Raw genomic sequence first — 21,486 nt, forward strand, 5'->3', positions numbered from 1 at the left:
CTGCGGCCCGCGCCGAGGTCGGCGAGCGCCTGCCGCCAGGCGAAGCTCTTGCGGTAGGGCCAGGCGTTGTCCGTCAGGACGCGTTCAATGCGGAGGATGCCGCAGGTGGTGAAGAAGGCTGCGGCCCTGGTCAGGAAGGCCGCGCAGGTGGTGGCCTTCTCGTCCGGGTGGACCTCGCTGTAGGCCAGGCGGCTGTGGTCGTCGACGGCGGAGTGGATGTAGTCGAAGCCGGTGGTGCGGCGGCGGTCGGGGCAGGCGGCACGGCCGTGGACGCGCCACCCTCCGCCGTCGGGGATGCGGCCGAGTTTCTTGACGTCCACGTGGACGAGCTCGCCGGGCTGGCTGCGTTCGTAGCGGCGGATGATCTGGCCGGTGGGCCGGTCCAGGAAAGCCAGGCGGTTCAGGCCGTGCCGGGTCAGGACCCGGTGCACGGTCGAGGCGGGCAGGCCCAGGATCAGGCCGATGCGGGCCGGGCCCAGCTTGCGCTCCTGCCGCAGGCGGCAGATGCGGTCCTCCGTGTCTGGCGCGGTGCGGTGCGGCGTCCTGTGGGGCCGACTGGAGCGGTCGTGCAGGCCGGCTTCGCCCTCTGCCCGCCAGCGACGCAGCCACTTGTGGGCCGTGGGCCGCGAGATGCCCATCTCGGCGGCGACATGCGCGACGGGACGGCCGGAGCAGACACGCTCGATGAGCAGCCGCCTGCCGTGAACGGTCACCCGGGCATTACGGTGGGACACGAAGACCTCCGTGCGGTGCAGTCCTAGACAGCTCCACCACACCGGAGGTCTTCGCCGTGATCAAGCCCGACAGGCGTCAACAACGCTCATGATCAATACACCTAGGTCGCGGCACCCCCGTCAGCGAAGAGAATCCCCTCAAACGGGTACTCCAAGAGGAGGTGCGACATCTCATGAGCGACATTCGATCTGCGCCGTTGAAGCGTGTGCGCGGAGTTCTCCACGATGAACCGTGCCGTCCCGACCGGCACCAGGGCGGCTGACCACGCCTCAGGTCGCCTCGACGTGTAGTAGTCCAACGTCTTGGGCACGCATCCGCCGTCGACGACGTCGTTCTTCGGCTGCATGTGGTGCAACGCCTCATCGACCCGACCGAACTCGCTATCGAGATGCACCCCGAGACCGAGCGCGAGCAAGCCCGGTACATCCCCGGTGTACCCGCGCCCAGCGTGATGCCCTTGAACACACTTGCCGCCGGCGAAGCCGTGATCCGATTCCTGCTCGCATCCGCCGGTCTGCACGAGAACGACGACGATCTGGGATCAGTCATCCACCGCCCTCGAGTCCGCGAACGGCATCTCCAAGATCCCCGCCAGAATGGCGGCTGCCGATGGTGTACGCCCACGGGCAACCTCGGACGCGGCGCCAGCGGAGAACTTCAGCCTGGCAGGCGGTAAGTTCTCGACCTTGAGTTGGAGCCGCCATCGCCGCGGATTCGGAGTCGACGGCATTTCCAGTGCTCGCGGCGAAGTGCCAACTGCCGCATCACGGCTCGGCCGTCATCCTGATCCCACAGAATCACGGTGCCAACTATCCTCGGTATGTGACAACTAAGGTCTGTGGTCACACACGGTCAGCGCCGTACCCGCGGCATCCCCAGACCGATCCACGAGATGATCTCGCGCTGGATCTCGTTGTTGCCGCCGCCGAAGGTGAAGATCACCGCCGAGCGGTAGCCGCGTTCCAGGTCGCCGTGCAGGACCGCGCCCGCGGAGCCCTCCTTCAAGGGGCCGGCGGCGGCGAGGATCTCCATGAGCCAGGCGTAGGCGTCGCGGCGGGCCTCGGAGCCGTAGACCTTGACCGCGGAGGCGTCCTGGGGCGTGAGAGTGCCCTCCTGGACGGCGGTGACCATCTGCCAGTTGAGGAGCTTCATGGCGTCGAGGCGGGTGTGCGTGCGGGCGAGCAGGCGGCGCACCCAGGGCAGGTCGACGACGCGGCGGCCGTCGGCGAGCTTGGTCTCCATCGCCCAGCGCTGGACGTCGTGCAGGGCGCGGATCGCCATGGTGCCGTGGGCGGCGAGGGTGACGCGTTCGTGGTTGAGCTGGTTGGTGATCAGCCGCCAGCCCTGGTTCTCGGCGCCGACGCGGCGGGAGACGGGGACGCGGATGTTCTCGTAGTAGCTGGCCGTGGTGTCGTGCGAGGCGAGGGTGTTGATGACGGTGCAGGAGTAGCCCGGGTCGGAGGTCGGCACCAGGAGCATGGTGATGCCCTTGTGGGGCGGGGCCTCGGGGTCGGTCCGGGTGGCGAGCCACACCCAGTCGGCGGTGTCGCCGTTGGTCGTCCAGATCTTCTGTCCGTTGACCACGTACTCGTCGCAGTCCCGGACCGCCCGGGTCTTCAGGGCGGCCAGGTCCGTGCCGGCGTCGGGCTCGCTGTAGCCGATGGCGAAGTCGATCTCGCCGGAGAGGATGCGCGGCAGGAAGTACGCCTTCTGCTCCTCCGTGCCGTACTGCATGATCGTCGGGCCGACCGTGTTCAGCGCCATCAGCGGCAGCGGTACGCCGGCCTGCGCGGCCTCGTCGAAGAAGATGAACTGCTCCATGGCGGTCATGCCGCGCCCGCCGTACTCCTTCGGCCAGCCCACGCCGAGCCGGCCGTCGGCGCCGAGCCGGCGGATGGTCTCGCGGTAGAAGCGCTTCTGGGCGACCGGGTCGGCGTAGCGGGCGTAGGCGTTGTCCGGTACCAGGTCGGCGAAGTAAGCGCGCAGTTCGGTGCGCAGCCGCTGCTGCTCGGGCGTGTGGTCGAGGTGCACGGCGCCTCCAGGCTCCCATGGCGGGTCGGTCCTGTCGGCGCACACCGTAGAACGTGTTACAGAAATTGGGAAGCGAGAGGAGCGTCAGCGCAGCGTGGCGATGAACTCCGTGCACGCCCGCGCGCACGCCCGGCACGCCGCCGCGCTCTCCTCGGCGCCGGGCTGCTCGTCGAAGGCGTGCGCGCACTCGAGGCACACTGTCCGGCACAGCTCCAGCTGGATACGGATGCCGTTCTCGTCCAGGCAGTTGTACTCGGACAGCACACGGCAGGTCGCGTCGCACACCTCGGCACACATGATGCCCCGCCGCCGCGCCCGCTCCTGCTCGTCCGTACCGCCCGGATCCAGGAGGCTCGCGCGCAGCGCGCATGCCCGCGCGCACTCCGTACACGCCTGCGCACACGCGAAGCGGTCCTCCAGGAACCGGTACAGCTCCTGTTGGGTAGTCGTCGTCGGTGTCACATCGGCCGGGTAGCCGTGGCTCGGGCTGTCAAACCCGACCGCCCGGAGAACGCGGGATCGGCGGGTGGTCGCCAGGCGTCGCGGCCCATCACGGAAGGTGTCCGGTTCGCACCGTTCTGGTGGGGTATTCGTCTCGTATGAGTACCGCATCGATGCAGCTGGCCGCCGCGAGCGGCCTCATGAGTCTGGTCCTCTTCCTGGTGGCCGTGGCCGTGCTCGCGGTACTGGCCGGGGGTTTCTGGCTGACCTCCCGGGTCAGGTACAACGAGTCGCCCCGTCCGCGCCCGGACGAACAGCCGCACCTGCCACCGGAGGGCGCCGTGCACGAGGTCCGGCAGAACCGGGAGTCCGAGGAGGTGCCCGTGGTCCCGAAGGGCGGTCGTGCCATGACCCCCTACGACCTGAGAAACCAGGACACGAGGCCCAGCGAGTCGAAGGACCGGCCCCGCTGGAGCAAGGGGTCGAGCGGCTCCTTCGGCGGCGGCGGACTGGGCGCCCACTGACAAGGCGCGGCCCCACTGACGGGCGCGGCCCGCTGACAGACGAAGGAAGTGAGACGTATGGCGGACTCGGGTCACACCGGGTTGCCCCTGCCCGACTACGACCAGCTGCCGATCGGCAGCCTGGAGAGCCGAGTGCGCTCGCTGGGCGCCGAGGACGTCGAGGAGCTCCTCGCCCACGAGCGGGGTCACGCCGACCGGCCGCCGGTGAACGCACTGCTGGAGCACCGGCTGGAGCAGCTCCGGTCGGGCGCCGAGCCCTCCTCAGGTGATCCGCTGGGCCTGCGCCCCGAGCGCGGCGCGGGCCACACGGGCTCACCGGTCTCCCCGGCGACGTCCCCGATGCCCTCCAGCCCGCCCCCGCACGGCACGCCGGCCCAGTCGGGCAAGCCCAAGGGCGATCGCACCTAGCCGGAACCCGGTTTCCGGGGTGTGGCGGGGGGCACTCGTGCGCCGTGCTCAGGAGAACGGGACCACGAGCCCGGCGTGCCGCCGACCGACTGGACGCCCGCCTCCCTCTGTCCGAGGGGGGCGGCCTGTTGCGCAAGGCCTTCCCCGACCACTGGTCGTTCTTCCTGGGCGAGCTCGCCCTCTACAGTTTCGTCGTCCTGCTGCTGACGGGCGTCTGGCTCACCCTGTTCTTCCACCCGTCGATGACCGAGGTCGTCTACAACGGCTCGTACCGGCCGCTGGACGGTGTGCGGGTGTCCGAGGCGTACCGCTCGACGCTGCACATCAGCTTCGACGTGCGCGGCGGGCTGCTGATCCGGCAGTTGCACCACTGGGCGGCGCTGGTCTTCCTCGCCGCGATCGGCACACACCTGCTGCGCGTCTTCTTCACCGGCGCCTTCCGCCGGCCCCGTGAGGTCAACTGGACGATCGGCGTGACCCTGTTCCTGCTGGCGCTCGCCGAGGGCTTCGCCGGTTACTCGCTGCCGGACGACCTGCTGTCCGGTACGGGCCTCAGGATCGCCCAGGGCGTCATGCTGTCGATCCCGGTGGCGGGGACGTACATCAGCATGTTCGTGTTCGGCGCTCAGTTCCCCGGCCACGACCTGATTCCCCGGCTGTACACGCTGCACATCCTGCTGCTGCCCGGACTGCTGCTCGCGCTGGTCAGCCTCCACCTGATCCTCGTCGTGTATCTGAAGCACACGCAGTGGGCGGGGCGGGGCCGTACCGAGCGCAATGTCGTGGGCAAGCCCATGGTCCCGCAGTTCACGGCGAGTTCGGGCGGCCTGTTCTTCATGGTGAGCGGGGTACTGACGCTGCTCGCTGGGCTTGCGCAGATCAACCCGGTCTGGGTGTACGGCCCTTACCGGCCGGACACCGTCTCGACGGGTTCCCAGCCCGACTGGTACGTGGGCTTCCTGGAGGGCTCGTTGCGGCTGGTGCCGCCGTGGGAGACGGCGGTCGCCGGGCACACGGTGATGTGGAACGTGCTGCTGCCGGCGGTGGTGCTGCCGTTGGCCCTGTTCGCGGTGCTGTACGCGTACCCCTTCCTCGAGGCCGGGGCCACCGGGGACCACCGGGAGCACCATCTGTGCGACCGCCCGCGGGACGTGCCGGTGCGCACCGGGCTCGGGGTGGCGGCGATCTGCTTCTACGGCGTACTCCTCGCGGCGGGCGGCAACGACGTCATCGCGCACACCTTCAAGCTCTCCCTGAACGCCCTCACCTGGACCTTCCGGATCGCCCTGCTGATCCTGCCGCCGCTCGCCTTCTTCGTGACCCGGGCGGTGTGCCACGCGCTGCGGGAGGCCGACATGGAGCGGCTGACGGAGGGCGAGGAGACGGGCGAGATCCGGCAGACCATCACCGGCGGGTACGAGGAGACCAGCGTGCCCCTCGACCAGGAGCGGCGCTACGTGCTGGAGGCCTACCGGGTGCCCGAGCGGCACCCCGGGGACGGCTCGGACGACTGAGCCTCCCGGTCGGCGTACTGGAGGACCATGCCGACGACACCCGCGGCGAGCACACCCAGGCCGATCAGGACCAGCCACAGGCCGAAAACGACACCGAGGGCGAGCAGTACGGCCCCGAGGGCGATCGTGATGGGCCACGCGCTGCGCGGCGGGAAGAAGGCGACGGGCCCGGCGGTCTCGACGACCTCCGCGTCGGTACGGTCCTGCGGCCGCGCACCGAGCCGACGGTGCTGGACGCGCAGGAAGAACGCGACCAGCGCGGCCATCACGCAGGCCAGCGCGAGGGCGGCGGTCCCGGCGGGTTCGGCGGAACGCCAGCCGTAGCCGGCGGCGGTGACGGCGAAGAACGCCGCGACCCCGGTGAACAGGCGGGCCTCGGTCCGCATCAGGCCTCCTTCGGTATCTCCGGGTGGTGCAGGTCGAACGCGGGGGACTCGGAGCGGATGCGGGGCAGCGCGGTGAAGTTGTGGCGCGGGGGCGGACAGGAGGTGGCCCACTCCAGGGAGCGGCCGTAGCCCCAGGGGTCGTCGTCGTCCACGCGGCGGCCCTGGTGGGCGGTGCGCCAGACGTTGTAGAGGAACGGAAGCGTGGACAGGCCCAGCAGGAAGGCGCCGAGGGAGCTGATGGTGTTCAGCAGGGTGAAGCCGTCGGTGGGCAGGTAGTCGGCGTACCGGCGGGGCATGCCGGCCTCGCCGAGCCAGTGCTGGACCAGGAACGTGGCCTGGAAGCCGACGAACAGCGTCCAGAAGTGGATCTTCCCGAGGCGTTCGTCGAGCATCCGCCCGGTGAGTTTCGGCCACCAGAAGTAGAAGCCCGCGAACATCGCGAAGACGACGGTGCCGAACAGCACGTAGTGCAGGTGCGCCACGATGAAGTAGGAGTCGGTGAGGTGGAAGTCCAGGGGCGGCGAGGCGATCAGGACGCCGCTCATGCCGCCGAGCAGGAAGGTCACCAGGAAGCCGCAGGACCACAGCATCGGCGTCTCGAAGGAGATCGAGCCGTGCCACATGGTGCCGATCCAGTTGAAGAACTTCACCCCGGTCGGCACCGCGATGAGGAACGACATCAGCGAGAAGAACGGCAGCAGGACGGCACCGGTGGCGAACATGTGGTGCGCCCACACCACGGCGGAGAGCATGGTGATCGCGATGGTGGCGCCGACGAGGCTGACGTAGCCGAAGACCGGCTTGCGGCTGAACACCGGGATGATCTCGGAGACGATGCCGAAGAACGGCAGCGCGACGATGTAGACCTCCGGGTGCCCGAAGAACCAGAACAGGTGCTGCCACAGCAGCGCACCCCCGCTGGCCGCGTCGAAGATGTGCGCGCCGAACTTCCGGTCCGCCTCCAGGGCGAACAGGGCGGCGGTCAGCACCGGGAACGCGGGCAGGACGAGGATCGAGGTGAACAGCACGTTCCAGGTGAAGATCGGCATCCGGAACATCGTCATGCCGGGGGCGCGCAGACACAGGATCGTGGTGATGAAGTTGACCGCGCCCAGGGTGGTGGAGACGCCGGTGACCACGAGGCCCATGGTCCACAGGTCGCCGCCCGCGCCGGGGCTGTGGACGGCGCTGTTGAGCGGGGCGTAGGCGAACCAGCCGAAGTCCGCCGCTCCCCCGGGTACCAGGAAGCCGGAGATCACCATCAGGCCGCCGAAGAGGTACAGCCAGTACGACAGGGCGTTCAGCCGCGGGAAGGCCACGTCCGGCGCGCCGATCTGCAACGGCATGATCGCGTTGGCGAACCCGGCGAACATCGGTGTCGCGAACAGCAGCATCATGACCGTGCCGTGGATCGTGAACAGCTGGTCGTACTGGCTCTGGGTGACCAACTGAAGGCCGGGGCGGGCGAGTTCGGCCCGCATCAGCAACGCGAGCACGCCGCCGAAGAGGAAGAAGGAGAAGGACGTCGTGAGGTAGAGGTTGCCGATGACCTTGTGATCGGTCGTCGTCGTCCAGCGCAGCAGGGCGCGGCCCAGGGGCGAGCGCCGCGTCGGCCGCGGCGGCACCGGGAGCGATCGGGCCGACGTGTCGTGCACCACCATGCGCCGCCGGGTACCCGGGGGTGGCGCACCCATGTGGGTGCGGTCAGGGAAGGCTGCCGTCCCCCGCCCGGTGCCCGTCCATCCGTGTCACGTGGGCGACGTTCTCCCGGTCCTCGGCGTCCTCGCTGGGGCGGGCGGTGAACCAGGCATCGAGGATCTCCTTCAGCACCGCCTCGGAGGTCAGGCGCAGGCCGATGGCCAGTACGTTGGCGTCGTTCCAGCGGCGGGCGCCGTCCGCGGTGTACGCGTCCGGGCACAGTGCGGCCCGTACGCCGGGCACCTTGTTCGCGGCGATCGAGGCGCCCGTCCCCGTCCAGCAGCACACCACCGCCTGGTCCGCCGTCCCGGCGGCCACCTCACGGGCGGCGGCCTCCGAACAGACCGCCCACTGCGGGTCAGCGCCGGGATCCAGAGCGCCGTGCACGCGCACCTCGTGCCCACGCCCGCGCAGCTCCTCGACGAGGAGCCGGGCGACGGGTTCGTCCATGTCGGAGGAGACGGAGATCCGCATGCTCCGAGCGTAACGCCGGATGGCCGGATCACAGCGCATGATCCCGGCGCTCGGACGGCCGTGCTCCTGAGCGTTGTGACCCACCGGTACGGTTTGGCCATGGAGCTTTCCGAGATCAAGGCCACCGCTCGCCAACTGCTGGAGAAGCTGGGCGCCGGAGGGCTGTCCCTGGATGCCGTGGCCCGCGAGGGCGGACTGCCCATCGCCGACGTGGAGGCCGTCTTCGCGCATCGGGACGAGCTGCTGACGGCGCTGGTCATCGACGCCTACAACGAGTCCGCCGCCGCGATGGAGCAGGCCGACCAGGCAGCCAGGGACGCGGGCGCGTCGGCGGGCGCGCGGCTCCTCGCGGTCACCCGCGCGCTGCGGCGGTGGTCCTTCGACAACGCCGCCGAGTTCACGCTGATCTACGGCTCGCCCGTGCCGGGGTACCACGCCCCGCAGGACACGGTCCCGCCCGCCTCGCGCACCCCCGCGGTGCTGGCGGCCATCGTGCGATCGGCGCTCGAGGCCGGTGAACTCACTCCGCCCCGGCGGGCGCCGGCCGGTCCGCCGCTGCTCCTCCCGGAGGCCGTGGAGCTCTTCGGCGGCGTTCCCGAGGCTCCGTTCTCGGACATCATCGAGCGCGGCATCGTGCTGTGGAGCAACCTGATCGGGCTGCTGGTGTTCCAGGTCTTCAGCCGTACCCACGACAGCGTCCGGGACGAGTCCGCGTTCTTCGACTTCGCCGTCGCCGTGGCGGCCGAAGGCATCGGACTCGAGGTGCCCCTGGGCGACGGCACCCGCTGAGACGACACCGACTGGTACCCGACACCGACTGATCCGACACCGACCGAAACGTCCGCCGCGTGCGCGGCACCGGCAGGGAGTCAGGCCGTGACCACCACCAGAACCCTCTGTTTCGTCATAGCGGCACTCTCCTCGTATGCCGCGCTCGTGTACCGGCTGTGCCAGGTCAGGCGCAGCTGGCGGGACAGCGCCTACCGGACACTGGTCGTCACGCTGCTGCTCCAGTGCCTCACCTTCACGATGGGCGCGGTCGCCATGGGGAGCAAGAGCTTCCTCGGCGTAGGCAATCTCGCCATCCTGGTGATGCACCTGTCGGCGGTCGCCTTCTGTGTCAGCGCGCAGATCATCCTGCTGCGCTGGGCGACCGCGGACGAGGACGCGTTGCGGGGGACCCGCTACTGGCTGCTCACCGGGATCGTTCTCGACGCGCTGCTGACCGCGCTGTTCTTCGTCGCCGACGGCCCCGGCCGGCCGGCCTCGGACTTCGACACCGGCAGCGGGCAGCCGCTGGTGCTGACCTACCTGCTGCTCTTCATCGTGTCGCAGGCGGTTCCGTGCGTCACCATCTTCCGCCAGTGCGGTCACTACGCGCGGATGACCGACAAGGCCTCGCTGCGCCAGGCCCTGCAACTGCTCTCCGTCGCCGCGGTGATCCTCTTCCTGTACTGCCTGGCCAGGACGGTCAACATCCTCACCGCCGCGGCCGGGATCGACATCGGCGTCTGGAAGCTCGCCGCGTCCGTCTTCAGCGCGCTGGGCATCGTCGTCCTCTCGCTCAGCCTGACGATGCCCTCCTGGGGGGCGCGGGTCGCCAAACTGCTGGACTGGGCGGACAGTTACCGGTCGTACCGGGTTCTGTACCCGCTCTGGCGGGACTTGTACGAGTCCTCGCCGGACATCGTCCTGGAGCCCCCCGGGGCATCGGTCTCCGACCTCGACTACCGTCTGCACCGGCGGGTCATCGAGATACGGGACGGATGGCGGGACCTGCGTCCCTACATCGACCGCACCACCAACGGTTTCGGCGCGGCGGAGCCGGGGGCGAGCGAGGAGTCCCGGCAGGCGTTCGCGGAAGCGGCACGTATCAGACAGGCGCTGCTCGCCAAACGCACCGGCACCGCCCCCGGCGACGACGGGGACGCGGGCGATTTCGAGGACCGGGATACGGACAACTTCACCGCCGAGGTCGCCTGGCTCACCAAGGTCGCGTCCGCCTACCGTAGACTCGACAACGCGGGTTGAGAGCTCCCGCCCGGTCTGTTCCCCCGTCAGACCGGGCGGGTTTTTCCTTGTCTCCCCGTGCTTCCCCACCGTCTCTTCGCCTGGCCCGTCCCTCCCCCGAAGGCCGGGCCAGGCTGCCTCTGCCGGCAGCCAACTCAGCCACCCCCGTGAGCCAAGTTAACTGCCAGCTATCGGCGAGATCCACGTTGACGGACTCCAGTCCGATTGTCAACTGACAGCTAATCTGCGAAACTTACGAATAGCCGAGAGCAAGGCCGAGGAGGTGACGGGAGGGAGATTCACAGTGTCCGAGCCTGACGACCGCCCGCTGCTGGCAGTGCGCCTGGACAACCTCTTCAAGACGGTTCGCCCCAAGGGCAAGCACTGGACCAACGCCGAAGTGGCCGAGGAACTGAAGCGGGTAAGCCCCGAACTCAGGGTCGGCGGTGTGTACCTGTCGCAGCTGCGGACGGGCAAACGAGCCAATCCCTCACCGGACCTCCTGGCCGCCCTGGCGCGCTTCTTCGGCGTGTCGGTCGCCTACTTCTTCGACGACAAGGTCGCCGAGTCGGTGCTCAACGAGATCGCCGCCGTAGAGGCACTGCGCCAGTCGGGGGTCCGTGCCGTGGCGATGCGAGCGGCCGGGATGAAGAAGGAGAACCTCCAGGCCATCACGGCGATCATGGACCAGTACCGGCAGTTGCAGGGTCTTCCGCCGGTCTCCGACCCCTCGGACGCCGAGTGAGACGCGCCAGGAAGGGACGGTCCGCCGACCAGGACCGGCGCAGTCAGCTCAAGAGGCTCCGGAGAGCCGGGGCGCAGCGGATCGCCGAACTCGACCTGCCGAACGTGACCGACGTGGCCGAGCTCTGCCGCCACCTCGGGGAGGTCCGCGACCGTCCGATCACCCTGGTGCCGATGCAGATGCCCGCGTCGCACCCGTGCGGCATGTGGGTCGCCGCCCGCGACGAGGACCTCATCTTCTACGACGCCAACACCACCAGCGCGCATCAGGAGCACATCATCATGCACGAGCTGGGCCACATCATCTGCTGCCACCGCGGGGCCGGCTGGCTGGACGAGGCGACCGCCCGCCTCCTCTTCCCCAACCTCGACCCCGACCTCGTGCGTGACATGCTCCTGCGCGCGACCTACGACGACGTACAGGAACAGGAGGCGGAGATCATCGCCTATCTGCTCTCCCAACGGGTGGACAGCACCCAGGAGCGGCATGGCGCGCCCCCGGCCGAGGAGGCCGGGAAGGAGGGGGACTCCGGAAAGAACGCCATGCTCAGCCGGATCGAACGCACCCTGATCTGACGTGCGTCACTCACACATCCACGGACGCCACCTCCTCGGCGAGGATCGACACGGCCCGTCGGATGTCGTCCTCGCGGTGTTCACTGGTGACGAAGAACCGCAGCCTCGCGAGCCCCTCCTCCACGGCGGGGTGGAAGATCGGATCAGCCACGACTCCCCGGGCGAACAGCCGGTCCGCGACACGCAGGGTCTTCGCGGAGTCACCGAGCACACACGGCACGATCGGAGTGTGGGCACTGGAGCCCGTCGGCAGTCCGGCCGAGGCGGCGAGGCTCAGGAAGAGCTCCGCGTTCCGCCTCAGCGTGCGCACCCGGTGCGGTTCCGCGGTCATCAGCTCGGTCGCGGCCAGCGCCGCGGCGGCGTTGGCCGGCGTCAGGCCGACGCTGTAGACGAAGCCGGGCAGCGTGTGCCGAAGCCAGCGAACCATGCGGGCCGAGCCACCGAGGTAACCACCGCAGCTGGCGAAGGACTTGGAGAGGGTGCCCATCCACAGGTCCACGTCGGCCCGGTCGACCCCGAAGAACTCCCCCACCCCGCGGCCGCGTTCGCCCACGGTGCCGATGCTGTGCGCCTCGTCGACCAACAGCAGGGCGCCGTACCGCCGCTTCAGCTCGATCACGGCCGGCAGGTCGACGAGGTCGCCGTCCATGCTGTAGGCGCCCTCGACGGCGATCAGCACCCGCCGGAACCGGGACCGGTTGAGCCGCAGCATGTGCTCCAGCTCGCCGACGTCGTTGTGGGCGAACGGGCGTCGCGCCGCACCGGACAGCGCACAGCCCTGAAGGATGCTGTCGTGGGCGAGGGCGTCGTGTACGACCAGGTCGCCCGCGCCGACCAGATGCCCTATCGCGGTGACATTGGTGGCATGGCCGCTCACCAGCGCCAGGCAGTCCGCCACTTGGAGGAAGCCGGCGAGGGCCCGCTCCAGCCGTACGGTCAGGTCCCGTTCGCCGGAGAGCGCCCGGCTCGCGGAGACCGAGGTCCCGTACCGCTCCACCGCCTCGTGCACGGCCTCGTTGACCGCGGGATGACCCGAGAGTCCCAGGTAGTTGTAGCTGCCGAAGGACAGGTACGGCCGGCCGTCGATCACGGTGGTGTCGCGGATGTTGCCCTCGTGGACCCGGAAGTACGGCAGGTCCGCGCCGCTGTCGGTGATCGAGCCCAGACGCTCCTCGAACAGCCCTACTTCGGGGAAGTCGTCCACGCACGCGGTGTCGGCGGCCCACTCCGCCGGCGTCTGCGAGGGCAGCGGCTCACCCGGGGCCGGCGGCTCGGTGAGGTGCGGGTCGACCAGTGTGATCAGCCGCTCGACGGTGAGGCCGCGGGAGAACATCTCGTCGGTGCGGAAGCCCGGTACCCGCTTGCCGATGTTGACCTCCAGTTCCTGGAGCATCAGGGAGTCGAAGCCGAGATCGGTCGCCAGCACCATCCGCTCGCTCAGGTCCGAGAGGGGGAAGACACCGGCCCGCGACACCTCTTCGAGCACGATGGCCGCGCTCGACGCGCCACCGGCCGGCACCGCCACCGGCACCGCCTCGGGGCGGCCCACCGGCCCGGGCCGCTCCTCCCGCACGGAGTCGAGGGGACGGGAGGGATCCTCAGCCTCGCGAGCCGACTCGTCCACCACCCAGTGGCGGCGCGGGGCGAGCGGGCTGGGTGGCAGGGTGCAGGGCGGTATTCGCTCCGTCCCCGGGCTCGGTCCCGAGCCGGTGACCGCGCGCTCCGTCTCCGCGAGTCCGTCGGGCACCGCCGTGGTACGGCCCGCCGCGACGGCCTCCGACGCCGCGCTCAGCTTGGCGACGGCGTCGGCCGCGTCCTCCGCGACCAGGGCGAGGTGTTCGGCGAGGGGAGCCCGGCGGGCCAGGGTGTCCGCGACAGCGGCCAGCGGCGGCCGGTCGTCGGCGATGGTGTCGGCCAGTTCCCGGGCGTACCGGGCGAGCCCGGCCCGGTCCCGGGCGCTGAGGACCAGGCGGTGCGGCCCTCCGTCCGGTGCCGGGGCGGATGCCGTGGTGCACTCCTCCACCACCACATGGACACCGGTGCCGCCGAACCCGAAGGCGCTCACCCCCGCCCGGCGGGGCTGCCCGGACTCCGGCCACGGTGTCGGCTTCGTGGGGACGGTCAGCCGCGCGGCGTCGAGCCCGGCACGGTCCGCCAGGTCGAACTCCGGCTGCGGCGGTACCACGCCCCGGTGCACGGCCAGGACGGCCTTGATGAGTCCGGCCAGCCCGGCGGCGTTGAGCGAGTGCCCGACCACCGCCTTCACCGCGCCGAGGAAGGCGGGCGCGCCCTGCTCGCCGCGCAGTTCGCGCAGGACACCGACCTCGACCGGATCGCCGACCGTGGTCCCCGTGCCGTGCGCCTCCAGGTAACCCACCGCGCCCGGGGCCAGATCCGCGTCCCGGTAGGCCCGGCGCAACGCCCGGAGCTGACCGGCCGCCTGGGGATGCATACCGCCCTGTACGGTCCCGTCGTTGGCCGTTCCCACACCGCGGATCACCGCGTAGACCCGGTCGCCGGCCGCCAGCGCGTCGGCCAGGGGCCGCAGCACCAGCACCCCGGCGCCCTCCCCCAGGACGAACCCGTCGGCCCGCGCGCCGAACGGCAGACACCGGCCGCTGCGCGAGATGGCACCGATCCGGCAGAGGCCCACCAACAGGTCGGGTGTGAGCAGGAGTTGTGCGCCGCCGGCGAGGGCGATGCAGCATCGGCCCGCGCGCAGCGCGAACACCGCGTTGGCCACGGCCATGAGCCCGCCGGAGCAGGCCGAGTCCAGCGCGTAGCTCTCGCCGTGCAGATCGAGGACCGAACTGATCGTGTTGGGGCCCATGTTGAGCAGCAGCCCGGCCACGGACGTGCCGTGCAGCCCGTGCACCGCGCGGACCGTTTCCGGCCAGTGGGGATCGGTCGGCCGGGCCCCGAACTCGCCGCCGGTCAGCTGACGCATCCGGATGTGCAGGGTGCTGAGCTCGCGGTAGCCGCTCTCGGTGAGCGACGTGATCACCGAGGTCTCCTCGCGGTCGAAGCCGTCGGCCTCCCAGCCGGCGTCCTGGACGGCCTCACGGGCGAGGTCGATCAGCAGCCGGTGCTGGGGGTCCATGGCCCGGGCCCGCCGCGGCGGGATGCCGTAGTGCGCCGCGTCGAAGTGGCCCACGTCCGGGAGCAGCGCCATGGTGTCCGTGTAGGCAGCGGCCGTGTCACGGAAGTTGTCGCTGAGGAAGGCGGCGGTGCGCCACCGCGAGTCCGGGACGGGGGCGAACTGGGCCTGCGGCGCCGTCAGGAGCCGCCAGTACTGGTTCACGTTCGGTGCCCCCGGGAACCGGCAGGCCATCCCCACGATCGCGATGTCGTCGTGGCGGGCTCGCGCCGAGCCCGCGGTCGAATCCTTGGTCGTCACGGACGTCACCGGGCGGTGGCCGGTCGGGTGCGCCACCAGTTGACGGTCGCTCTGACCTGTTCGTCGACGGGGGTGGCCCGGACCGTCAACTCTGCCTCGTAGGCACTGGAATCCACCACGAACGGGCGGTCGAACTGGTAGCGGATCTCCTTGAGTTCACGGATCAGCGGGGAGAAGACCGAGGCGACCTGCAGCGCGGCCGACGGCAGTCTGCGGACCGCGACCGGTCCGGTGCCGGCCTCGGCGGCGAGGCGGTCGATCATCTCCCGGGTGGACAGCGGCGGTCGGGTCGGGACGTGCCAGGCCCGCCCCCAGGCTCGTTCCTCGCCCGCGACCTCGGCCATGGCCGCGGCCACGTCCGGGACATAGGTCCAGCTGTGCGGGGCGTCCGGATCCCCGAGGGTGGCGACCGGCTTGCCGCGCAGCAGTCGCGGCATGACCCGCGCGGCCAGGTGCCCGCCGTCGGTCACGCCGGGGCCGAAGAAGTCGGAGGCCCGTACTTCGACCGCCCTGATGCGCCCCTGCTCGTGCAGTTCCCGCGCCTGCTCCCAGACCGCCGCGCGCACCCGCCCCTTGGGGCCGGTCGCCGCGAGCGGCAACTTCTCGGTGAGGGGGCCGTCCACCGGGCCGTAGCCGTAGAGGTTGCCCAGCACGACCAGGACGGCCCCGCTCGCCTCGGCCGCGGCGCAGACCGACGAGGCCAGCGGGGGCCATTCGCTCGCCCAGCGGTGGTAGGGCGGTGCGGCACAGTTGTGGATGGCGGCGGCGCCCCGCACGGCGTCGGTCAGCCGCTCGCTGTCGGTCGCGTCCAGCGCGACATGCTCGATGCCGGGTTCCGGACTCCGTCCGGACCGGGTGATGACACGTACTGATTGACCTTTTTCGGCCAGCAACCGGGCGGTGGCCGCCCCGGCGGGCCCGAAACCTAAGACGATATGAAGACTCACGGTCGCACACTAGCGCCAGCACATGTGACACCCGCGACCGGTAGGTCAGGGACATGCCACCGGAGAGCTGAGGCCCGCCCCTGCACCCGCGACGCACGTGACCTTCGCTGCCACAAGGTCGATACTGCCAGTAGCAGCACTCCAGACGTCCCGCCTAGGAGGTACCGATGAGGATGCTGATCAACGTCCCGGAGACCGTGGTCGCGGACGCGCTGCGGGGGATGGCGGCGGCGCATCCCGAGCTGGCCGTCGATGTCGAGAACCGGGTGATCGTGCGGCGGGACGCCCCCGTGGCCGGCCAGGTCGCGCTGGTCTCCGGCGGTGGGTCGGGGCACGAGCCGCTGCACGGCGGGTTCGTGGGTCACGGCATGCTGTCGGCGGCCTGTCCGGGTGAGGTGTTCACCTCGCCGGTGCCGGACCAGATGGCGCGGGCGGCGGCCGCCGTGGACAGCGGGGCGGGTGTGCTGTTCGTCGTGAAGAACTACACCGGCGACGTGCTCAACTTCGACATGGCGGCCGAGCTCGCCGAGGACGAGGGCATCCAGGTCGCGAAGGTACTGGTCAACGACGACGTGGCGGTCACCGACAGCCTCTACACGGCCGGCCGGCGCGGTACCGGCGCGACACTGTTCGTGGAGAAGATCGCGGGCGCCGCCGCGGCCGAGGGGCAGCCGCTGGAGCGGGTGGAGTCCATCGGGCGCCAGGTCAACGAGAACTCCCGCACCTTCGGTGTGGCGCTCAGCGCCTGCACCACCCCGGCCAAGGGCAGCCCCACCTTCGACCTGCCGCCCGGCGAGCTGGAACTGGGCATCGGCATCCACGGCGAGCCGGGCCGGGAACGGCGGGCGATGATGACCTCCGGCGAGATCGCCGACTTCGCGGTCCACGCGGTCCTGGAGGACCTCACCCCGCGCAATCCCGTACTCGTGCTGGTCAACGGCATGGGCGCCACCCCGCTGCTGGAGCTGTACGGCTTCAACGCCGAGGTGCAGCGGGTGCTCGGCGAGCGCGGTGTCGCCGTGGCCCGCACGCTCGTCGGCAACTACGTCACCTCCCTGGACATGGCGGGTGCCTCCGTCACGCTGTGCCAGGTCGACGAGGAGCTGCTCAGGCTGTGGGACGCGCCGGTGCGTACACCGGCCCTGCGCTGGGGTATGTGACACGGCGCCGGAGCAGGAGATCCATCTACCACGCGAGGAGAACCAGTGCTCGACGCCGACTTCTTCCGCCGTTGGATGACGGCGACCGCCGCATCCGTGGACCGCGAGGCGGAACGGCTGACCGCCCTCGACTCGCCCATCGGGGACGCCGACCACGGCAGCAATCTGCTGCGCGGCTTCACGGCCGTGCGGGCCGCGCTGGAGAAGGAGGCGCCGCAGACGCCGGGTGCCGTCCTGACCCTGGCGGGGCGCCAGCTGATCTCGACGGTCGGCGGCGCGTCCGGGCCGCTGTACGGCACCCTGCTGCGCCGGACGGGCAAGGCGCTCGGGGACGCCGCCGAGGTGAGCGAGGAGGAGCTCGCCGGGGCGCTGCGGGCGGGCGTGGAGGGGGTCATGGCGCTCGGCGGTGCCGCCCCCGGGGACAAGACCATGATCGACGCCCTCCTCCCGGCCGTCGACGCGATGGGCGACGGCTTCGGTGCGGCCCGGGCCGCCGCCGAGGAGGGCGCCGAGGCCACGATCCCGTTGCAGGCCCGCAAGGGCAGGGCGAGCTACCTCGGCGAGCGCAGCATCGGCCACCAGGACCCGGGGGCCACCTCGTCGGCGCTGCTGATCGCGGCACTCGATGAAGCCGCGACAGCCGGGACGGCCGCGGAGGCGGCAGGTGAGTGACGGCGGGCTGGTCGGGATCGTGCTGGTGTCGCACAGCGCGGAGGTGGCCGCCTCCGTCGCCGAGCTGGCCAAGCGCCTGGCCGCCGGTGGTGCGGCGGTACCGGTCGCCTCGGCGGGCGGCACCGAGGGCGGCGGGATCGGGACCAGCGCCGAGCTGGTCGCGGCGTCGGCCGCGGCTGTGGACCGGGGCGCCGGGGTCGCCCTGCTCACCGACCTGGGCAGCGCGGTGCTCACCGTGAAGGCACTGCTCGCGGAGGGGGACGAACTGCCGCCGGGCTCCCGCCTCGTGGACGCCCCGTTCCTGGAGGGCGCCGTGGCCGCGGTCGTCACGGCGGCGACGGGCGCCGACCTCGACGCGGTGGAGGCGGCGGCCGTGGAGGCGTACACGTACCGGAAGGTGTGAGGGGGCGGCGGGACAGCCGGCCGGGCCGTGCGTTCAGCCGCCGTCCCGGACGAACCGCCGTGCCAGCCGCTCCCCACGTGCCACGGCCTCCGCGTGGTCCTCGATGGGCGTCACCGGCGAGCCCTTGAAGACGATGTACGTGACACCGGAGGGCACCCCGCCGGTGCGCGGGTCGGTCGGGATCCCGAGGTCGCGGGCGGTGGCGTACGAGGCCTCGCCGATGATGTCGCGCGGGCCGGTGTCACCGACGACCGCGTACCGCACCGTGCCCCGGTAGACGACGGCGGCCACCGAGCCGCCGCGGACGCCGTGCTCACGGGGGTTCCAGATGCCGCTGCGGGCCGGCACCACGATGTAGGGCAGGCGCTCGGCGCTCAGATGGCGGCCGTCGGACTGCTGGTAGGCGGTCGTGGAGGAGAAGAGCGGATCGCTGCGGCGGTTGCAGCGGGCGGTGGGCCGACCGTCGCAGTCGATGTCCATGTCGGCCTCCCAGAACACCGCCTCGCGGGTGCCGCAGACCCGGACCTTCGCCGAGCCCGAGGAGTCGGTGCGGTAGCGGCCGTGGGAGACCGGGGAGCAGTGGCGCAACCTGGCCAGCAGGTCCGCGGCCGAAACCCGGCCGTCGCTCCGCGACACGACTGCCCCGCCGGGCCGTACGGCGACCGCGGGTTCGGTCAGCGTCACCGGGACGAACAGAGCGGCCGCGCCGGCCGCGGCCAGCGTCAGTGCCTGGGCACGCACGATGATGGACCCTCTCATGGGGGGACATGGACGACAACCCGGCCAAATCTGACATAACGGACGCTCTCAGAGTGGCCGAGTGGCCGGGGACCTGAGTCCGTGTCGGCCCAGGCCGCCCCGGCCGCCCGTGCGGGCGCGGGATCAGCGACGACAGCGTTCCCGCGCCCCAGGCGTGAACTGCCCTGCCCTCGGGGGCAGTTCATCCATGAGGTGGCTCAGCATACGTAACCCGCCCCACCGGTCGCCAAATAGGACCATCACACCACCCTCTTGAGGTGATCACGCCATACGGGTCATATTGGTCCGGACCATTGCGGTGACGGTGCTGCCGGGGAGGCTGAGTCGTGCGACGCGTGCCCCTTCCTCCGGTCGTCGCCTGCGGTGCCCTGGCACTGGTGGTGTCCTGCGGCTGGGGCGGTCCGGCCGGTGACGAGGGACGGATGCCGGGTGCGCCGACGGGTGTCACCGCCGCGGCCGGAAGCGCCACGACCGTGCACGTCATGTGGAACGCGGTGACCAGCGGCGCCGGTGTCCGCGCCTACGAGGTGTATCGGGGCACCACGAAGGTCACGGAGGTGCCTGGTTCGCAGCACATGGTGGACGTCACCAGGCTCAGGCCGTCCACCATGTACGTCTTCACCGTCCTGGCCCGGGACACGGACGGGCGAACCGGGCCGCCCAGCCGGGAGGTCCGGGCGAGGACACCCGCCGCCGTCGCGGCGGACCGCTCGGCACCGAGCCGCCCCGGGCACCCCGAGGGCCGTACGGTCGGCAGCCGGTCCGTCCAGCTGTCCTGGGGCGCGTCCGAGGACGACCGGGGCGTGGTGTCGTACGACGTCTGCCAGGGCGGTGTGAAGATCCACAGCGTCGGGGGCGGACAGACCGCCACCGTGGTCACGGGGCTGCGCCCGGGCACCCGCTACGTCTTCACCGTCCGCGCCCGCGACGCGGCCGACAACCTCTCGCCCGCCGGCGCCCCCGTCCGGCTGACCACACCGGGCACCGACGACGGCCGCAGCACCGCCCCGACCGGTTTCCGGGCGACGACCCACCGCGCCGACGGGGCTTACTACGTCGACCTGTCCTGGATGCCGCCGCGCACCGACGGCGTGGTCACGGAGTACCAGATCCGGCTCGACGGGCGCCCCGCCACCTCCCTGGTCTGGGGCGGGAGTCCGCCGCGCGGCCGGGCGTCCTACAGCTTCTACGCGGGCGGGGACGCGGGCGTGGTCCACCGGGTGCGGATCCGGGCCCGGCTGCCGGACGGCACCTGGGGCGGGTTCTCGGCGGAGCGGACCGTGACCACCGGCGAGGGCGGCTGAAAGCCCCGGAGTTCACCCGGTTGCGGCCGCCCCTCACCCGGACGGGTGCGGTCCGCCTGCGGGACGGCCCGGGCGCACGTTTGCTGACCTCGAGGCAGCACGGACGTTTCCCGACCCCCGGCGGCGCATGGGACGTTCCGCCAACCGTGCCGCCGGAGGGCAGCCCTATGCGCACTACTCGACTTCTCCTCCGCTCCGGCCTCACCGCGGCGGCCGCCGCCGCGCTCCCGATCGGGTTCACCGGGCCGGCCGGCGCCGTCTCGGGGATCTCCGTCAGCACCACCGGGTCCACGGTGTCGGTCACGACCAGCGCCTGCACGCAGAACAACGGCAGCTGGGGCAACGCCTCCCTGATCGCGAGCAGCCAGGCGAACTTCGCCCAGGGCCGTCAGGTGGCCCTGGCGGGCACGACCATCAGCCAGTCGGCCGCCTGGTCGGGGGTGAGCCCGGGGACGTACACCGTCGTGGTCGTGTGTTCCAACGGCATCACCGCGGGGACGCAGGCGGTCGTCGTCGCGCCGCCCTCGAGACCGACGATCTCCGCCACGTCCGCCCCGTCGCCGTCGCGCGGCGTCATGGGCGGTGTGGGCGGCGCCGCCCACGACTACGGCCCGGTCACCCTCGGCGTGGGCGGAGCGCTGGTCGGCATCGCTCTCGTCGCCACCGGCTGGATCCTGCGCCGCCGCTCGAAGCCGTACCGGTTCTGAACCGGGCCCCGCACACGCCCCCGTCAGACACCCTCGTCGCCGGCCGCGTTCCGCGGCAGCTCGCCGAACTCGGCCAGGGCGTGGGTGAGCCACCCGGTCCAGAAGGTCTCCAGGTCGATGCCCGCCCGGAGCACCAGATGGCGCAGCCGGTCCTCGGCGCTGTCCCGGTCCGGCGGGAAGTCGCGCCGCTCGATCTCCTGGTACTCGGCCAACTGCCGCCGGTGCAGCTCCAGATGGCGGCGGATGTCGGTCTCCAGGCCCGCGGTGCCGACCACCGCCGCCGCGCGCAGCCGCAGCAGCAGGGCGTCGCGGTGCGGCTTGGGGTCCTGGGATTCGGACGTCCAGCGGGCCAGTTCGGCGCGGCCCGCGGGCAGGACCTCGTAGCTCTTCTTCTGCCCGCGGGCCGGCTGCTCGGCCGGCAGGGTGCGGATGTGTCCCTCGGCCTCCAGTTTTCCCAGCTCGCGATAGATCTGCTGGTGCGACGCCGACCAGAAGTAGCCGATCGACTTGTCGAACCGGCGGGTCAGCTCCAGCCCCGACGACGGCTTCTCGAGCAGGGCGGTGAGGATCGCGTGCGGGAGTGACATGAACTCATC

Annotated in this window: 22 protein-coding genes and 1 pseudogene; 12 read left to right on the plus strand and 11 right to left on the minus strand. The window is 71.2% G+C overall.

What is annotated here, in order from left to right:
• Positions 1-8 precede the first annotated feature (8 nt).
• From ACFY01_RS04745 to ACFY01_RS04760, 4 genes and pseudogenes are all read right to left on the minus strand, one after another.
• Positions 9-734, minus strand: a pseudogene (locus ACFY01_RS04745) (IS481 family transposase); the annotation flags it as partial.
• Positions 735-835: 101 nt separating this feature from the next.
• A complete protein-coding gene (locus ACFY01_RS04750; RefSeq protein WP_390734206.1) occupies positions 836-1,255 on the minus strand; it encodes an ImmA/IrrE family metallo-endopeptidase in 420 nt (139 codons plus the stop codon).
• A gap of 332 nt (positions 1,256-1,587) precedes the next feature.
• The gene (locus ACFY01_RS04755) at positions 1,588-2,766 is read right to left on the minus strand and encodes an acyl-CoA dehydrogenase family protein (protein WP_390734207.1); all 1,179 of its coding nucleotides are present in this window, start codon (positions 2,764-2,766) and stop codon (positions 1,588-1,590) included.
• An 84-nt stretch (positions 2,767-2,850) separates the two neighbouring features.
• Positions 2,851-3,228 (minus strand): four-helix bundle copper-binding protein, encoded by a 378-nt coding sequence (locus tag ACFY01_RS04760; RefSeq protein WP_390734208.1) that lies wholly within the window; start codon positions 3,226-3,228, stop codon positions 2,851-2,853.
• A gap of 137 nt (positions 3,229-3,365) precedes the next feature.
• On the opposite strand from ACFY01_RS04760, the gene ACFY01_RS04765 reads away from it, so the two are divergent.
• The 3 genes from ACFY01_RS04765 to ACFY01_RS04775 are packed head-to-tail and all read left to right on the plus strand — an operon-like array spanning position 3,366 to position 5,653.
• Entirely contained in the window at positions 3,366-3,731 is a 366-nt protein-coding gene (locus tag ACFY01_RS04765; RefSeq protein WP_390734209.1) for a DUF6479 family protein, read from the plus strand.
• 57 nt (positions 3,732-3,788) lie between these two features.
• Complete coding sequence (locus tag ACFY01_RS04770) at positions 3,789-4,139, plus strand: hypothetical protein (RefSeq protein WP_390734210.1); 351 nt, start codon at positions 3,789-3,791, stop codon at positions 4,137-4,139.
• A gap of 44 nt (positions 4,140-4,183) precedes the next feature.
• The gene (locus tag ACFY01_RS04775) at positions 4,184-5,653 is read left to right on the plus strand and encodes a cytochrome bc complex cytochrome b subunit (protein WP_390734211.1); all 1,470 of its coding nucleotides are present in this window, start codon (positions 4,184-4,186) and stop codon (positions 5,651-5,653) included.
• Here ACFY01_RS04775 and ACFY01_RS04780 read toward each other — a convergent pair.
• Genes ACFY01_RS04780 through ACFY01_RS04790 form a run of 3 tightly spaced genes read right to left on the minus strand, consistent with a single transcriptional unit; the run spans position 5,608 to position 8,211 of the window.
• Positions 5,608-6,039, minus strand: coding sequence for a cytochrome c oxidase subunit 4 (locus tag ACFY01_RS04780; protein WP_390734212.1), 432 nt, complete (start codon positions 6,037-6,039; stop codon positions 5,608-5,610). The genes ACFY01_RS04775 and ACFY01_RS04780 overlap by 46 nt on opposite strands.
• Positions 6,039-7,700, minus strand: coding sequence for a cytochrome c oxidase subunit I (gene ctaD, locus ACFY01_RS04785; RefSeq protein ID WP_390734213.1), 1,662 nt, complete (start codon positions 7,698-7,700; stop codon positions 6,039-6,041). The genes ACFY01_RS04780 and ctaD overlap by 1 nt, the downstream gene beginning before the upstream one ends.
• A gap of 43 nt (positions 7,701-7,743) precedes the next feature.
• On the minus strand, positions 7,744-8,211 hold the full coding sequence (locus tag ACFY01_RS04790) for an RpiB/LacA/LacB family sugar-phosphate isomerase (protein ID WP_390734214.1): 468 nt from the start codon (positions 8,209-8,211) through the stop codon (positions 7,744-7,746).
• Positions 8,212-8,310: 99 nt separating this feature from the next.
• Here ACFY01_RS04790 and ACFY01_RS04795 point away from each other — a divergent pair, with 99 nt between their 5' ends.
• The 4 genes from ACFY01_RS04795 to ACFY01_RS04810 all read left to right on the plus strand — a co-directional run bounded on the left by ACFY01_RS04795 (position 8,311) and on the right by ACFY01_RS04810 (position 11,541).
• The gene (locus tag ACFY01_RS04795; protein ID WP_390734215.1) at positions 8,311-9,000 is read left to right on the plus strand and encodes a WHG domain-containing protein; all 690 of its coding nucleotides are present in this window, start codon (positions 8,311-8,313) and stop codon (positions 8,998-9,000) included.
• A gap of 87 nt (positions 9,001-9,087) precedes the next feature.
• Entirely contained in the window at positions 9,088-10,242 is a 1,155-nt protein-coding gene (locus ACFY01_RS04800; RefSeq protein ID WP_390734216.1) for an MAB_1171c family putative transporter, read from the plus strand.
• 283 nt (positions 10,243-10,525) lie between these two features.
• Complete coding sequence (locus ACFY01_RS04805; RefSeq protein ID WP_390734217.1) at positions 10,526-10,966, plus strand: helix-turn-helix domain-containing protein; 441 nt, start codon at positions 10,526-10,528, stop codon at positions 10,964-10,966.
• On the plus strand, positions 10,963-11,541 hold the full coding sequence (locus ACFY01_RS04810) for a toxin (RefSeq protein ID WP_390734218.1): 579 nt from the start codon (positions 10,963-10,965) through the stop codon (positions 11,539-11,541). Before ACFY01_RS04805 ends, ACFY01_RS04810 begins: the two co-directional genes overlap by 4 nt.
• Positions 11,542-11,551: 10 nt before the next feature.
• Here the strand turns inward: ACFY01_RS04810 and ACFY01_RS04815 are convergent, their stop codons facing one another.
• Together ACFY01_RS04815 and ACFY01_RS04820 are read right to left on the minus strand one after the other, a co-directional pair.
• Positions 11,552-14,947 carry an aminotransferase class I/II-fold pyridoxal phosphate-dependent enzyme gene (locus ACFY01_RS04815; RefSeq protein ID WP_390734653.1) on the minus strand — a complete coding sequence of 1,132 codons (3,396 nt, stop codon included), beginning with the start codon at positions 14,945-14,947 and terminating at the stop codon, positions 11,552-11,554.
• Positions 14,944-15,885, minus strand: a complete 942-nt coding sequence (locus ACFY01_RS04820; protein WP_390734219.1) for an NAD-dependent epimerase/dehydratase family protein — start codon at positions 15,883-15,885, stop codon at positions 14,944-14,946. Before ACFY01_RS04820 ends, ACFY01_RS04815 begins: the two co-directional genes overlap by 4 nt.
• Positions 15,886-16,052: 167 nt before the next feature.
• Here ACFY01_RS04820 and dhaK point away from each other — a divergent pair, with 167 nt between their 5' ends.
• From dhaK to ACFY01_RS04835, 3 genes are read left to right on the plus strand one after another with little or no spacing between them, the layout of a single operon-like run.
• Positions 16,053-17,045: a dihydroxyacetone kinase subunit DhaK gene (gene dhaK, locus ACFY01_RS04825; protein ID WP_390734220.1), complete on the plus strand. Its 993-nt coding sequence runs from the start codon at positions 16,053-16,055 to the stop codon at positions 17,043-17,045.
• Positions 17,046-17,090: 45 nt separating this feature from the next.
• Positions 17,091-17,717, plus strand: coding sequence for a dihydroxyacetone kinase subunit DhaL (dhaL, locus tag ACFY01_RS04830; protein WP_390734221.1), 627 nt, complete (start codon positions 17,091-17,093; stop codon positions 17,715-17,717).
• Complete coding sequence (locus tag ACFY01_RS04835) at positions 17,710-18,120, plus strand: PTS fructose transporter subunit IIA (RefSeq protein WP_390734222.1); 411 nt, start codon at positions 17,710-17,712, stop codon at positions 18,118-18,120. The genes dhaL and ACFY01_RS04835 overlap by 8 nt, the downstream gene beginning before the upstream one ends.
• A 33-nt stretch (positions 18,121-18,153) precedes the next feature.
• On the opposite strand, the gene ACFY01_RS04840 is transcribed toward ACFY01_RS04835, so the two are convergent.
• The gene (locus tag ACFY01_RS04840) at positions 18,154-18,861 is read right to left on the minus strand and encodes a glycoside hydrolase family 75 protein (RefSeq protein ID WP_390734654.1); all 708 of its coding nucleotides are present in this window, start codon (positions 18,859-18,861) and stop codon (positions 18,154-18,156) included.
• Positions 18,862-19,205: 344 nt separating this feature from the next.
• Between ACFY01_RS04840 and ACFY01_RS04845 the strand changes: the two genes are divergently transcribed.
• Both ACFY01_RS04845 and ACFY01_RS04850 read left to right on the plus strand, forming a co-directional pair.
• Complete coding sequence (locus ACFY01_RS04845) at positions 19,206-20,183, plus strand: fibronectin type III domain-containing protein (protein WP_390734223.1); 978 nt, start codon at positions 19,206-19,208, stop codon at positions 20,181-20,183.
• 167 nt (positions 20,184-20,350) lie between these two features.
• Complete coding sequence (locus ACFY01_RS04850; RefSeq protein ID WP_390734224.1) at positions 20,351-20,890, plus strand: hypothetical protein; 540 nt, start codon at positions 20,351-20,353, stop codon at positions 20,888-20,890.
• Positions 20,891-20,913: 23 nt separating this feature from the next.
• Here ACFY01_RS04850 and ACFY01_RS04855 read toward each other — a convergent pair whose 3' ends face one another.
• The gene (locus tag ACFY01_RS04855; protein ID WP_390734225.1) at positions 20,914-21,477 is read right to left on the minus strand and encodes a PadR family transcriptional regulator; all 564 of its coding nucleotides are present in this window, start codon (positions 21,475-21,477) and stop codon (positions 20,914-20,916) included.
• Positions 21,478-21,486 lie beyond the last annotated feature (9 nt).

The sequence above is a fragment of the Streptomyces sp. NPDC001480 genome, from assembly GCF_042894725.1.
Classification (GTDB): Bacteria; Actinomycetota; Actinomycetes; order Streptomycetales; family Streptomycetaceae; genus Streptomyces.